Annotated in this window: 8 protein-coding genes and 1 pseudogene; 5 read left to right on the top strand and 4 right to left on the bottom strand. The window is 61.4% G+C overall.

What is annotated here, in order from left to right:
* The first annotated feature begins 15 nt into the window (after positions 1-15).
* The 5 genes and pseudogenes from HBJ59_RS26825 (at position 16) to HBJ59_RS32100 (ending at position 10071) form a co-directional block, all read left to right on the top strand.
* Positions 16-552 (top strand): nucleotidyltransferase family protein, encoded by a 537-nt coding sequence (locus tag HBJ59_RS26825; protein WP_167665385.1) that lies wholly within the window; start codon positions 16-18, stop codon positions 550-552.
* A 111-nt stretch (positions 553-663) separates the two neighbouring features.
* The gene (locus tag HBJ59_RS26820; protein WP_167665296.1) at positions 664-2121 is read left to right on the top strand and encodes a glycosyltransferase family 39 protein; all 1458 of its coding nucleotides are present in this window, start codon (positions 664-666) and stop codon (positions 2119-2121) included.
* 92 nt (positions 2122-2213) lie between these two features.
* Positions 2214-7967 carry a membrane-targeted effector domain-containing toxin gene (locus HBJ59_RS26815; RefSeq protein ID WP_167665295.1) on the top strand — a complete coding sequence of 1918 codons (5754 nt, stop codon included), beginning with the start codon at positions 2214-2216 and terminating at the stop codon, positions 7965-7967.
* A 151-nt stretch (positions 7968-8118) separates the two neighbouring features.
* Positions 8119-9216 (top strand): annotated as a pseudogene (locus HBJ59_RS32105) (methyl-accepting chemotaxis protein); the annotation flags it as partial.
* Entirely contained in the window at positions 9208-10071 is an 864-nt protein-coding gene (locus tag HBJ59_RS32100; protein ID WP_371857023.1) for a methyl-accepting chemotaxis protein, read from the top strand. The pseudogene HBJ59_RS32105 and the gene HBJ59_RS32100, both read left to right, overlap by 9 nt.
* Before the next feature lie 172 nt (positions 10072-10243).
* Here HBJ59_RS32100 and HBJ59_RS26805 read toward each other — a convergent pair whose 3' ends face one another.
* The 4 genes from HBJ59_RS26805 to HBJ59_RS26790 are packed head-to-tail and all read right to left on the bottom strand — an operon-like array spanning position 10244 to position 14382.
* A complete protein-coding gene (locus HBJ59_RS26805; protein ID WP_010174227.1) occupies positions 10244-10612 on the bottom strand; it encodes a glyoxalase superfamily protein in 369 nt (122 codons plus the stop codon).
* A gap of 29 nt (positions 10613-10641) precedes the next feature.
* Positions 10642-12105: an amidohydrolase family protein gene (locus tag HBJ59_RS26800; RefSeq protein WP_167665293.1), complete on the bottom strand. Its 1464-nt coding sequence runs from the start codon at positions 12103-12105 to the stop codon at positions 10642-10644.
* Between the two features lies 1 nt (position 12106).
* Positions 12107-12967 (bottom strand): MurR/RpiR family transcriptional regulator, encoded by an 861-nt coding sequence (locus HBJ59_RS26795; protein ID WP_167665292.1) that lies wholly within the window; start codon positions 12965-12967, stop codon positions 12107-12109.
* An 11-nt stretch (positions 12968-12978) separates the two neighbouring features.
* Complete coding sequence (locus HBJ59_RS26790; protein WP_076013806.1) at positions 12979-14382, bottom strand: gluconate:H+ symporter; 1404 nt, start codon at positions 14380-14382, stop codon at positions 12979-12981.
* Positions 14383-14412 lie beyond the last annotated feature (30 nt).

Genomic DNA, 14412 nt, shown 5'->3' with positions numbered 1-14412 from the left:
CATAACCATCACGCGATGGTGCAGATGCTGATCGGCGGCGATCCTTTGCGCTGGCGTTTGCTGGACGTCGTCCGCGCCCTCGCGCTCCCCGACTGCTGGATCGGCGCCGGCTTCGTCCGTAACGCCGTGTGGGATCACCTGCACGGGCGCCCGCTATCGGCACCGTCTGGCGACGTCGACGTGCTGTGGTTTGACGCCTCCTGTACAGACCCCAACGAAGACCGCCGCCTCGAAGCCCTGTTACGCGCAGCAGAACCCTCCATCGACTGGTCAGTAAAAAACCAGGCCCGCATGCACCTGCGAAACGGCGATGCGCCCTATCGCGACGTCAGCGATGCCATGCGCCACTGGCCAGAAACAGCCACCGCAGTGGCCGTCAGAAGAACCGCTGAAGATTTTTGCGAAGTATCGGCACCACTAGGCCTGGAAGATTTATTCAATCTTCAACTCAAACCCACGCCCCGCTTCACCCAAGAAAAACACGCCATTTACCAACAACGCATCACCTCCAAAGGCTGGCTAAACCACTGGCCACTGCTGAAACAACCCTAACCCTACAAAAACCTCACATTCATTCACGAATTATTAAGAATCGCCCTCGTATACTCGCCGATCGCCCGGACTGTTCCCCCGAACAGCCCCCTGCCCCGGTAGCCAGAATCCATGACGCGTTCCGCTCCTTTGCTGCTCCTGCTTGCTGCGCTGTTGTTTTTCTTTGCCCTTGGCAATCACGAGTTGCAAGGCTCGACCGAGGCCCGTGTGGCCGGGATCGCCATGGCCATGCACCTGGATAACGATTGGGTGGTGCCGCGATTGTTCCGTGAACCCTTCCTGGAAAAACCGCCGCTGAGCCTGTGGCTCGACGCCGGGGCGATCCGGTTGTTTGGTGGTACCACTTGGGCAGTGCGCCTGGCGTCGGCGTTTGCCGGGCTGTTCAGTGTGATGCTGCTGTACGGGATGCTGCGCAAGTTTGGCCGGCCCAAAACGCTGGCGTTTGTCGCGGGGCTGATGCTGGCGACCATGGCCAGTTACTGGAGCAACGTGCGCGGTGTGGGTGAAGACTCGCTGCTCACCCTCGGGGTCACCATGGCCTTGCTGGCGTTCTATCAGGCCAACCGCCCCGAGTCGGAGCGCGACCGTTCCAACCTGGGCACCTGGTTGTTGTTCACCTTGGGGATGATCATCGCCACGCTGAGTAAAGGCGTTCTAGGCCTGGCCATGCCGGGCGTGGTGATCTTCGTCTATCTGGCCAGCACCAGCCTGATGGATAAACGATTCAAGCTCGGCGATTGGATCAAACCCGGGCTGTTCACGCTGCTGGCGCTGGTGCCGCTGATGATCTGGCTGGGTTTCCTGTACCAGCGCGACGGGCTGCAAGCGGTACGTGAAGTGCTGCTGACCAACAGCGTCGGGCGCTTCAGCGGTTCGTTTGTCGAAGCCGGTCACTACGAGCCGTTCTATTACTACATCGTCAAATTGCCCGAAGCCTTTTTGCCGTGGAATATCCTGGTGTACCTGGGGCTGTGGCACTTCCGTAAAAGCCTGGTGCGCAACCGCTACCGGCTGTTTTTCAGCCTATGGCTGGTGGCGCAGTTCACCCTGCTGACGCTCGCCTCCAGCAAGCGCACGGTTTACTTGATGGCATTGACGCCCGCCGCGGCAGTGCTGGCCGCCGAGTATGGCGGTGTCCTGCTGGGCTGGCTGAAAAGTCGCGGGCAGGTTTCCAACATCGCCGAACACGTTTATGAGCATCGCCGTGGGCTGGTGGGCGGCTTTTTCACCGTCGTGGTTGCCTGCTACCTGATTGCCGCTTTCTGGTTCGCTCCCAAGGCCGATGTGCGTCAGTCGTTTGTGCCGGTGATCAGCCAGATCCAGGCCATGCAGGCGCAAGGCAAAGAGGTGGTGCTGTACCAGGCGAACGAACGAATCGCCGGCGCCGGAGTGTTTTACATGCAGGGTTATTTGACGATCCTGCAGACGCCGGAGGAGCTCAAGCGCTACCTCGCGGCCAAGCCCGGCAACGTGGCATTGGTGGACAATACTGACCGGCTGAACGTACCGGTGACGGTGGTCAAGGAGATGGCGATCAACCGTCAGCCGTACTATTTCGTCGAGCAGTGATGAAAGAGGTGTGGAGCACGAGTAACTAACTACCGCCATCCACACCGCAAGACTGCGCACCCTCAGGGCTCAATCAACCCTGAGGACCGGCCATGCCCGCCCAGCCCCCTGAAACAACATCGCTAACCCCCGAACAACTGAACAACTACCTGCTGCAAATCGGTCATCGTTTGCAGGTTTTCCCCAATGGCCAAGCGCCCTCAGCGCAGTCCTCTGCCGAGTTGCTGGCGGTGCAGGTGCTGCACGCAGCGCTGGCAGAGGAAAGCCGCTGGGTCCTGCAGAACGCACAAGTGCATTACACCCTGCCCCGCGACTGGGTGATCCAGGGCGAGCCGGGCCTGCTGAACCGCACGCGCATCAGCCTGGCATTGCACAAGAAGTTGGCCGCCCTGGAAATCGAACGGCGGCCCAACGGCCATTTGCGCAAGAACTGGATACTCGACAGCCACCAGCAGATGCTGGAAGCCGAAGTCAAACTGAAGGTTGCCGATCGCCTGCTCAACCCCGGTGACCAACAGTTGGTGATGAACATCGTCAGCGGCCCCGAGCTTCGTCCGGGGATCCATCGCCTGACCTTTCGCTACCGTCAACAAACCATCGAGTTCGCCGGGGCGTTTGTCCTCACCCGCAGCCAGGCAGCGGTCACCCACCTGGAGACGGAAGACGGCGATGTGGTGCTGTTCACCCCCTCCAGAGGCCTGGAAGCCTTCACCTCGCTCAAGCATCTGGACCGCACGTTGCGAGAGCGCATGGACCAGGCGGCCTGGCGCCAGGAGCTGTTGCAGCACCTGCCGCGCCGCCACCAGCATCTGCATACCGCCAGTATCTGGCCCCTGGTGCTGAGCCCTGTCGACAGCGTACCGCTGAACGAACACACCTACAGCGCCCTGCAGGACAAACAGCGCCAGGACATCGCGTTTGCCCTTGGCCTGGACGGTCATCCAGCGCCGACAGACGTCGCCCAAATGGCTCTCGAACTGGACCGGGCGCTGCGCAATTCACCGTGGCACCTGACGTCTCGCCTGGAGTTGCGCGCGCAGCAGTTGCTCGAAAAACTGCTGCTCCAATCCGCCCCCGACTGGTACCGCAGCGCCAGCGAGGCACAGCGCAGCACCCTCGCCGCGCACTTGCGCACCTATGAACATCTCAGCCTGCAAGTCCTTGCGCGGCTAGGCCCGGCGGCCTCGCCCGAGGCTATGGCGCGTGTGCAATTGCTTGAGCACCTGGATGAAGACCTGGATATCCAGGGCCTGATCCCCGAGCAGCTGCAAATCAGCACTGAGCGCACCCTGAAGTCAGGCAACTCGTACCGTCAGTACAACAACCTGGTGCAACTGGCGGTACGTGGCTTGCACCGTGGAGATGAACACGCCGACTCCGCGTTTCTCAAACACACCCAACTGACCTACGCCCAGCAGTCACTACCGCCCGAGTTCCAGGACATAACACCTGCCTACCTGGCCGACCTGCTGGCCAGGGTACAGCCGAGCCTCAACTTCGCCGAAGAACAAAAGCGGGCCCATAGTTTCCCCGCGGTGCAGGAAGCCATGCAGCAAATGCTCGACAGCCGTCTGCACGCGCTGGCCTACTGTGCATCGTTGCAAAACCACATCAGTGCTGACGACTACGTACTGCTTCAGACCCTCAGTGCAGGCCCTTCGCAAACGCTCACCGCGTGCTGCCTGTTCCTGCACAAGGCACCGCTCAAAGACCTCTGGGTCCTGCGCCAGACCGATGCAACGGGCGCTGTAAAACGCTTGCTGCTGTGCACGCCTCACGCACCGCGCGCCGAACAGTTCCAGGCCTTTGGCAGCGAGCGGGAACTGCAGGCGCACATCCTCGGCTGGAGCCAGGAGGTGGCGTCCGCTCCAGGCTCGCGCAGCATGAAAGACTACCTGCTTGAACAAGTGGTAAGCAGGATCCGGCCCAAATACAGCGCGATGCTTTCCGCTTTGGGTTTTATCCCGGCCAACCGCGATTACTTGATGATCAGTTTCGGAGCGCCTTCGACCTATGAAGCCTGCCTGGTGGAAATGAGCACCACGACGCTGGCCATGCAGGCCGATGAATACCTGCATCAGATGCCCAATTGGCTGAGCCAGGCTTCAGCGGCTGACCGACAGAAACTCGCCGACCTCAAGGAACAGGCGCTGGGCGCTGCACAGGCCTACGGCGCAAGCCCGGGTAGCCCGCAACAGTTTCCCGACTTCGACCGTTACTTGCACAAGGCGGCAAAAACCGCACTCAACCAACTGCTGGGTAATCCGACCCCCGCGGTAGACCCAAACCTGGTGGGCGTAATCACCCCGCGCGAACGCGTCAGCTACACCACGCTGTACCGCAATGGTTATGACGCCAGCCTGGGTTTTATCAACCCTGACGCCAGCACCACCGCACAGTTCAAGGGACCGCCCGGCGTCGACCTGAGTCGACTCACCGCGCAAACGGTGAGCAACTCGGTAAGGGGCATCTGGGTCGGCGATCGTTACGTCGCCGAGGTCGAGAAAAACCTGCTGGACCCGCAACATGCCAGCTATGGCTGGCACCGTGGGATGGCCCTGGAAGTCACCCAATTGCACATGCGAGTCGCCGCGCTGGAGTGTTGCCTGCAAGGCTACTTGGCATCGGCCGACCTGGTCTGGCTGGAAAAGAGCATCGACAGTCTGGCCGACAACAGCAATGCCGTGCGCAACCTGTATCGCCTTTACCCACTCCACATCAGCGGCCAAGTGATCGATGGCTGCTACCTGTTCCACCACGCCAACAACCTGCCCTTGCTCTACACCCCCAACGCGCCCGACGGTATCGCCTTCAGGCCGCAACGGGAGTTCAACGAGCGCCTGAAAAACCTTGAGGGCATGGATACCTACTACATCAGCCGGGTTGCCAGCGTTGAACGCGCGGCGTTCGAACCCAAGTTGCAAGCATTGGTGACCGGCCTGCCAGCACAGCTCAAGGGGGTTTACTCCAAGCCCGTATTCGACGAAGCGCCCCGCACCGCACTGCCACTCAAAGACCTGCAGTATCACAGCTACGACAAGCCACTGCGCCATCGCATCGATGAAGTCAAAAACACCACGTCCGGGCGCCTGCAGATGATCATGGAACTGGTCAGCGTCATCGGTGAAATCACCATTGCCGTGCTCACCGCTCCCTTCCCGGCCCTGAGCCTGGCCTTGGGCGGCTTGCTGGTGTTCAAGGATTCAATGCTCGCGCTGCATGCCTATAGCCGCAACCAGACTGCCGTCGCACTGGGCCACTACCTGGGAGCGCTGCTCAATGCCGGCGGGGCGTTGTTGACCGACCTGCGGCCACTGTTGTTCGCGCCCACCCGGCTCATCCGCCCGCCGCTGCGCCATATCGCTCGGGCCCCCAAGGAGCAGCAGGCAATCACCCTGATCAAGCAACTGCAACCGCAACCCCCGGTACCTCAGGGCATGCAGCCCGTGCTGTTGGGCGGCGACAACCTATGGGCCTCACATACCCCGGACAGCCTGGGACGATTCCTGCTGTTTCGCTATGACACCACCAGCGGGCAGCTGCGCTCCACTGGCAAGCTGGTGAGCCAGACAGCGGATGGCCAGTGGCAACGCTCTGGTGTCATCGGTGGCATGCCAGGCCCTGAAAGGCTCGGGCAGCCCTACGAGTTGTCGGAAAAATATCGCACGAACGTAGCGGCCGTCATCGCCCCCGAAGACAGGTCGGCGCTGTTCTTGCAGATCGCCTTCCTGGATCGTGACCTTAATACCCACAGCATCTGGATCTCGCGCCGGCAACTCGACCCGGCACTCAGGCAACACCTGGACAACGTCAAGGCGCTGACGGATGACGCCGACGCTTTTTTTGCTCGTTTGCCGGCCGTGGTTCCCCGGGCCGAAACCTTGAACCCCGCGCCAGACATTGCGGTGCGCGACCTGCTCAAGCTGCTGATCGATGACGCGCACAACCTGGTGGTGGGCGAGGCACCGTTTTCCACCGTAGCTAAACAGGTGCTGATCGAAAACATGCAGTACCTGCGCGAACTCGACGTGACGGTCCTCTATATCGAACCGCTGTGGCGCGACATTCATCATCTGAAAACCCACTCACGGTTTTCCAGTGGCTTCTCCAAACGGGCCGAGGGCCAGCTCAAATCCATCGACAAGGAAAATTACCGCGACCCCGAAGGGTTGCACGGCCACTGGATGCTGGTAAAAACCGCGCAACAGCACGGGATTGAGGTCCGGTCGTTGAATGCCTCTAGCTCCTACGACCTGGAAAACACCCTGTGCCTGGTTGATTCACGCCCGGCCCCGATTCGCTCCACCCGCCTGACCAACTTTTACTCCCACACGATCATTAACGACGACCAAACCAAAAAACCGGGCGAACGCTGGATAGCATTGGTTGATCAAAAACGCATGAGCACCTATCGCGGTACGCCGGGCCTGGCCGACCTGCAAAAGAGCATTGCCCTGCGGGTCGATGATGCCTTCGAGCAACCTACCCAAGTCATTGCGGATGTGGCGGGCGGCATTCCGGGTGATGTATTGGCCAAGGCTGATCTGAAGCTGTCTTTGAGCAGCGCCGGCCGGGTCGCCGCACCCGCGCAGCGCCCAGGGCCCTGGGTGGAACGCTCGCACTCGTTACGGCCAACCCGCCCTCTTCCTGCCGAAGCGCCGCGCCACTTCAGCACCTTTGACCTGCCACAGGAACACCTGAGCCTGATCAGCGATGAAATCACCCTGCCAATGGGCACGCGTGATGCGCTCTTCGCTACTGCCTACCGGGAGACCGCCAGCAGCCGTCGAGCAGCGCAAACCACTTTCGACCAGACCCGCACAAAACTTCGGGCCCAGGCCCAGGCGTTTTTTACCGAACACACACCGCCTGCGCGGGTGGTAGTCCCCCCGGTCGAAGCCGCTCTGGATGAGGCGAGGTTTATCGACCAACTGCTGGACATTGCCGATGGCCTGGTGGTCGGCGAAGCGCACTCCAGTACGTCAAGTAAAGGCTTCCTTAGCCGGCACATGGAATACCTGAAAGGCCAGCGCGAGGTAAAAACCCTGTACATGGAGCAACTCACCACCGAGTTGCATCAGGCCGATCTGGATATCGTCCACAGCCTGGGCTTTATGCCAGATGAGCTGTGGAGCTACCTCAACGCATTGGACAAAGGCCACGGCGTACCGGCCGACAACCCCTATAGCTTTGTCAGCCTGGTACAGGTGGCGATGAAACATAACGTTCGGATCCGTGCACTCGATTGTGTCGCCAGTTTGCGGGTGGACGGCATGACCGCCTCCAGAACATCAATGTTCAACTACTTCGCGACCCAGGTGATACGCGCCGACCAGCTTCAACACGGGCCACACAAGTGGGTTGCACTGGTCGGTGAGACGCATCTCAACACTCATCGTGGCGTACCGGGCATTGCCGACCTCAACAAGGGTATCAGCGTACTACTGGACGACGTGCCTCCAGGCTCGGCCACAGGTTTTTTGCGCGAACCCGCAGCAGTGCTGGCCATGACACGCGAGCAGCAATGGCCATTGGTGCGCTACGACTTCAAGAAAAACGTCGAAGTCGCCGGTGCGCCATTGCCGCAACCTGTCGTGCCCGCGTTAACGCTCAGCCTCGAACAACGCCTGCGGCGCAAAGGCGATTACCTGCTTCAGCGCACCTTGGACGACGGGCTGGAGATGGTCCATGAAAACCGCGACGGCGTCCTGGTCCACACTGCGTTGCAGCAGGACGCCAGGGGTCACTTCGTCAATCGCTGGAACCTGGATGACCGCCGCTTCATCAGCAGGGAAGCGTTGATCGACATCATCACAACCATCAAAAAAATGCGCCAAGTCCAATGACCCTCGTACCGCCCTCTGCATGAGGGCGGCGCGACCGCTCGTCGCTCACGGTCCATAAATCTTCCCCTCACGAAAAAACCGTTTCAGCTCTCGCCAGGGCTGCCGATACCTCCTGACTACCCATCGGCTGGTCGCTACTTCCAGCAACCGGATGTACCCGCAAATCTGTTCCTGGAGGAATGCGATGAATAGTTGGTTCGGCAACATCAGCGTCAACATGAAACTGGGCCTGGGCTTCGGCCTGGTACTGGTACTCACCTCGATCCTCGCGCTCACCGGCTGGACCAGCCTGGGCGGCCTGATCGACCGCAGCAACTGGATGAGCGACATCACCCAGCTCAACGCTTCGCTGACCAAACTGCGAATCGTGCGCCTGCAATACATGTTGGCCAACGGCGACGAAGCCGTGGCGCAAAACGTGCAGACTAACCTCGACGGTTTTGTCGCCCAACAACAGAAGCTGCTGGACAGCTTCAAGAGCCCGGACAACCTCAAGCTGCTCAACGAGCAAAAAGCGATCATCACCGCTTACCAGCAGTCCTTGAACAAAATGCGCGAGGCCTACCGCAACGGTAACGCCGCGCGCCAGGTCATGGGTGACAAGGCTGACATCGCCAACGCGCAGATCAGTGCCCTGGACTCCAGCGTGCGCCAGATGCCTGAGAGCACCGAACGCTTCGCTCAGTTCGAGGCCGTGAACTCCGCCAAGGAACAGTTCCAGTTGGCCCGCTACGAAGTGCGCGGCTACACCGGCAACGTCAACGCCGAGACTGAAGCCCGTGCCGCCGCGCAGATCGAGAAAGCCATCGACGGTTTGAAAGGCCTGCATGCGGTGTTCGGCGCCAGCCAACAGACCGCCCTGAGCTCACTGGAAACCGCCCTCGGCGCCTATCGCAGCGCCGTCCAGAACTACAAGGCAGCCAACGCCAACATCGTCTCGGCCCGGGCAGAAATGACTACCCAGGGCACCGACATCGTCACCATCAGCGACAAGCTGTACGACATCCAACTGCAACGCCGCGACGCCGAAAGCGCCCAGGCCCGCAGCCTGCAACTGATCAGCACATTGCTGGCATTGCTGGTGGGTATCGTGGCTGCCGTGATCATCACCCGCCAGATCACCCGCCCATTGCGCGAGACCCTCGCCGTGGTGGAGCGCATCGCTTCCGGCGACCTTAGCCACAACATCCAGGTGACCCGCCGCGACGAACTCGGCGTGTTGCAACAAGGCATCCAGCGCATGGGCACCACCCTGCGTGAATTGATCAGCGGCATCCGCGACGGCGTGACCCAGATCGCCGCTGCCGCCGAAGAGCTGTCGGCCGTGACCGAACAGACCAGCGCCGGGGTCAACAGCCAGAAGATCGAGACCGATCAAGTGGCCACCGCCATGCACGAGATGACCGCTACCGTGCAGGAAGTCGCCCGTAACGCCGAACAAGCGTCCCAGGCTGCCTCGGCCGCCGACGGGGAAGCCCGCGCCGGTGACAAGGTGGTGGCCGAAGCCATCGCCCAGATCGAGCGTTTGGCAGCCGAAGTGGCGCGTTCCACCGACGCCATGACGCACCTGCAACAAGAGAGCAACAAGATCGGCAGCGTGATGGACGTGATCAAGGCCGTGGCCGAACAGACCAACCTGCTGGCACTCAACGCCGCCATCGAAGCGGCTCGTGCCGGTGAAGCCGGTCGGGGTTTTGCCGTGGTCGCCGACGAAGTCCGCGGCCTGGCCCAGCGCACCCAGAAATCCACCGAAGAAATCGAAGGCCTGGTGGCCGGTTTGCAGAATGGCACCCAGCAAGTGGCTGCCGTGATGAACAACAGCCGCAGCCTCACCGACAGCAGCGTCGAACTGACGCGCAAGGCCGGTGTATCACTGGAAAACATCACCCGTACGGTGTCGAACATCCAGTCGATGAACCAGCAGATTGCCGCAGCCGCCGAGCAACAGAGTGCCGTGGCGGAAGAGATCAGCCGCAGTATCGTGAACGTGCGGGACGTGTCGGAGCAGACGGCGGCAGCCAGCGATGAGACGGCCAAGTCGAGTGTGGAACTGGCACGTTTGGGCGGGCAGTTGCAGCAGATGGTCAGCCATTTCCGGGTGTAAACACACCTTCAACGCAAGCACCCTCATACTGTGGCGAGGGAGCTTGCTCCCGTTGGGCCGCGAAGCGGCTCCAGCCCAAACAACCGAGACCGTTCAGGTAAACCCGGCGCCTGGTTTTGGGGCTGCTGCGCAGCCCAACGGGAGCAAGCTCCCTCGCCACATTAGAACGGGTTTAAACCGCTACTTCTTCAACAAACACCAACCGGTTCCCCGACGGGTCGCTGATGCTCATTTCGCGACTGCCCCATGGCGTGTCTTCAATCCCCGGCTTGGCATTGCGGTAATTCTTGGCCAGCAATTGTTGCTGGTACGCTTCCAGCCCTTGAGCCTGAATCCGCACCGCCGCACCCGGCGTGCAGTCGCCATGGTGCTCGGACAGGTGCAGTACGCATTCCCCCAGCGACACCTGCAGGTACAGCGGAAAGTTGTCTTCAAACCGGTGCTGCCAATCGACCTTGAACCCCAGGAAGTCGACGTAGAACTCCAGTGTCCTGGCCTCGTCGAAACTGCGCAAAATGGGGGTGACTTTTCCTAAGTGCATGGCGATTGCTCCGTGTTTGAGAGCGGCCACTATACGGCCGCAAACCCCTTACGCAAATCCCCGTTTCGCGCCAGGAATCGGCCGGGCCGCTGTCCGTTGGCCTGCCCGTCGCAGTAACTCAGCACGCCATTGACCCACACTCCGTCAATCCCTTCCGCCGCGCGCTGCGGCTCCTTGAAGTCCGCCACATCCCGCACCCGCAACGGGTCAAACAGCACCAGGTCCGCCCAATGCCCTTCACGGATCTCACCGCGCTCGGCCAGGCCAAAGCGCGCCGCCGACAAGCCGGTCATCTTGTGCACGGCGGTGTGCAGCGGGAACAAGCCGAGGTCTCGGCTGAAATGCCCGAGTACCCGTGGAAACGCGCCCCACAAGCGCGGATGAGGGAACGGGTCTTCCGGCAAACCATCCGAACCGATCATCGACAGTGGATGCGCCAGGATGCGCTGCACGTCGGTCTCATCCATCCCGTAATACACCGCCCCGGCGGGTTGCAGGCGGCGGGCGGCGTCCATCAGCGGCACCGCCCACTCGGCGGCGATGTCCTGCAAATCCCGTCCGCCCATTTCCGGATGCGGCGTGGACCAGGTGATGGTGATGCGAAACGCGTCGGTAACCTGCTTCAGATCCAGGGTCGATGAACTGGCCGCATAGGGATAGCAATCGCAACCCACCGGATGAGTCTTCGCCGCGTGCTCCAGCGAAGCCAATAACTGCGGACTGCGTCCCCAGTTACCGGCGCCCGCGCACTTGAGGTGAGAAATAATCACCGGCGCCTTGGCATGCCGGCCAATCTGAAACGCCTCGTCCATGGCCTCCAGCACCGGTTCGAACTCGCTGCGCAAATGGGTGGTGTACACCGCGCCGAACGCCGTGAGTTCTTCACTCAGTTGCAGCACTTCATCGGTCTCGGCGTTGAAGGCGCTGGCGTAGGCAAGCCCAGTGGATAACCCAAGGGCACCGTCCGCAAGACTCTCCTGCAACTGCACGCGCATCGCGGCGATTTCATCGGGAGTGGCGGTGCGGTGCAGCTCGTCCATATGGTTGCTGCGCAGCGCCGTGTGGCCGATCAGCGCCGCCACGTTGACCGCCGGATGGGCACTTTCCACCGCCGCGCGGTAATCGGCAAACCGCGGATAGGCGAAGGCCTCGCGCTTGCCCAGCAGGTTCATCGGGTCCGGCGGATCGGCCCGCAGGCTGACCGGCGAAGCGCTGATGCCGCAGTTGCCGACGATCACCGTGGTCACGCCCTGGCTCAGCTTTGGCAGCATCTGCGGGTGACGGATCACTACCGTGTCGTCGTGGGTGTGCACGTCGATAAACCCCGGCGCCAATACGCGCCCGGTGGCGTCGATTTCATGCTCGGCGCTGTCTCGGGACAAGTCGCCAATCTTCTCGATACGGCCCTCGTGCACGGCCACATCGGCGACATAGCCGGGGGTATTGCTGCCATCAATGATCAGCGCCTGGCGGATCAACGTGTGGTACTTCATTTCAATCTCCAAGCGGCAGGCTGTCGGGGCCGCCGCGATAATCGTCCAGGGCCAGCTTGATCCGTCGCAGGCGTTCCTGGTTGTCGTCCGGCATGGCCAAGGCCAGCTCGGTGGCGAGTACGTCGATGGCCAACAGCATTCCGTAGCGCGCCGCCGTTGGCTTGTAGATAAAACTGGTTTCCGCCGGTTGCAGCGGCAGCAGCACATCGGCCAACTGCGCCAGCGGGGAATCCGGCAGGGTGATAGCGATGATTTTGGCGCCGTAATTACGCGCCAGCGCCACCACGCCCAATACCTCCGGGGTGATGCCGGTCAGCGAGCAAACAATCAGCGCGTGTTCCGGGCCCAAGGTGGCGGCGGTCACACGCATCATCACCGGGTCGTGGCAGGCGGCGATCGAGTAGCCCAGCCGCACCAGGCGCACTTGCAACTCGTCGCTGCACAGGCTCGACGGCCCACCCATGCCGAACGCGTGGATCATCCGCGCTTTGCCCAGCAGGCTCACGGCGTCGACAAAACTGCGCTGGTTGAAACCGGACAAATGCCGGCGCAACGTCGATTCGATATCGCTGAGAATCTGCCGGTGAAAGGCCGACTGCTCAGGCAAACCCGCCGGGTCGAGAAACCTACTGCCGACGCCGCTGGCCTGGGCCAGTTGCAGGCGCAGGTCACGCAAGTCACGACACCCGACGCTGCGGGCAAAACGCGACAAGGTGGCGGTGCTGACCTCGGCCCTTTGGGACAACGCTTCCAGGCTGGCGGACGCTGCGAAACCAACGTCATCAAGCATCAGCTTGGCGATACGCCCTTCGCCGGCACTGAAGGAATCCTGGCGGGCGCGGATCTGGTAGAGGATGTCCATGAGGTCTCCGGTTACAGGATGCAGGACAGACCATACGTCAGACCGAAGGCAACCACCGAAATCAGGGTCTCCAGCACGGTCCAGGTCTTGAAGGTCTGGATCACCGTCATATTGAAGTATTCCTTGATCAGCCAGAAGCCGCCGTCGTTCACGTGGGAAAAGATTACCGAGCCCGCACCGGTGGCCAGCACCAGCAACTCAGGGTGTGGATAACCCAGCCCCATGGCGACCGGCGCTACCACGCCCGAGGCGGTGGTCATGGCCACCGTGGCCGAGCCGGTCGCGATGCGCATCAACGCGGCAAACAGCCAACCCATCACCAAGGGCGACAGGTTGAAGGCATGGGCCAGCCCGAGGATTTCATTGGTGACGCCAGCGTCTACCAGAATCCGGTTCAAACCTCCGCCCGCGCCCACCAGCAAGGTGATGCTGGCGGTGGGTGCCAGGCATTCGTTGGTGAACTTGAGGATCGATTCGCGGTTGAAACCCTGGGCCAGGCCCAGCGTCCAGAAGCTCACCAGGGTCGCCACCAGCAGCGCAATCACCGAGTTACCGATAAACAACAGGAACTGGTTAAAGGCGGTGCCCGGTGTGGAAATCAGGTTGGCCCAGCCGCCGATCATCATCAGCACCACCGGCAACAGGATGGTGCCCATGGTCAGGGCGAAACTCGGCAAACGGGTGCGCGGTTCGCGGTCGATGAACTGGCGCTCCAGCGGATTTTCCGCCGGCAGGTGAATGCGTGGCACGATGAATTTGGCGTACAGCGGGCCGGCAATGATCGCCGTTGGGATACCCACCAGAATCGCATACAAAACCGTTTGCCCAACCGACGCGTTATACGCCAGCACCGCCATCATCGCCGCCGGATGCGGCGGCACCAGCGCATGCACCACCGACAAGCCGGCCACCATTGGCAGACCGACCATCAGGATCGACACGCCCACCCGCCGCGCCACGGTAAAGGCGATCGGCACCAGCAACACAAAACCGACCTCGAAGAACAGCGGTAGCCCCACCAGGAACGCAATGCACACCATTGCCCAGTGCGCATTCCGCTCGCCGAACCGATTGATCAACGTGCGCGCCACCTGCTCGGCGCCGCCGGACTCGGCCATCATCTTGCCGAGCATCGTGCCCAGCGCGACCACCAGTGCAATATGCCCCAGCGTCTTGCCGACGCCGGCCTCGTAGGAACCCATGATCGTATCCGCCGGCATCCCGGCCAACAGCGCCAGGCCAATAGACACCAGGGTGATGACGATAAACGGGTTGAGCCGATAACGCGCGATCAATACGATCAATGCAATGATGGCGATGGCGGCGTAGATCAGCAGCCAATACCCCGGTGATGCGGCCATGCGGTACTCCTCGGAAAGGGTCACGTCGAATAGGTTGTGAAAGTCATAAATCATTACCGGGGTGGATTTTCAATTTTTATGAAA

This window comes from Pseudomonas sp. AN3A02 (assembly GCF_011765255.1).
In the GTDB taxonomy this organism is placed as follows: domain Bacteria; phylum Pseudomonadota; class Gammaproteobacteria; order Pseudomonadales; family Pseudomonadaceae; genus Aquipseudomonas.
This window is presented reverse-complemented; position numbering and strand designations above follow the sequence as displayed.

What these genes read in the sequence shown, in the direction of transcription:
- HBJ59_RS26795 (WP_167665292.1), bottom strand. Translation starts at nt 12,967, where the DNA reads ATGGACATCCTCTACCAGATCCGCGCCCGCCAGGATTCCTTCAGTGCC.
- HBJ59_RS26825 (WP_167665385.1), top strand. Translation starts at nt 16, where the DNA reads ATGGTGCAGATGCTGATCGGCGGCGATCCTTTGCGCTGGCGTTTGCTG.
- HBJ59_RS26815 (WP_167665295.1), top strand. Translation starts at nt 2,214, where the DNA reads ATGCCCGCCCAGCCCCCTGAAACAACATCGCTAACCCCCGAACAACTG.
- HBJ59_RS32100 (WP_371857023.1), top strand. Translation starts at nt 9,208, where the DNA reads ATGGGCACCACCCTGCGTGAATTGATCAGCGGCATCCGCGACGGCGTG.
- HBJ59_RS26790 (WP_076013806.1), bottom strand. Translation starts at nt 14,382, where the DNA reads ATGATTTATGACTTTCACAACCTATTCGACGTGACCCTTTCCGAGGAG.
- HBJ59_RS26820 (WP_167665296.1), top strand. Translation starts at nt 664, where the DNA reads ATGACGCGTTCCGCTCCTTTGCTGCTCCTGCTTGCTGCGCTGTTGTTT.
- HBJ59_RS26800 (WP_167665293.1), bottom strand. Translation starts at nt 12,105, where the DNA reads ATGAAGTACCACACGTTGATCCGCCAGGCGCTGATCATTGATGGCAGC.
- HBJ59_RS26805 (WP_010174227.1), bottom strand. Translation starts at nt 10,612, where the DNA reads ATGCACTTAGGAAAAGTCACCCCCATTTTGCGCAGTTTCGACGAGGCC.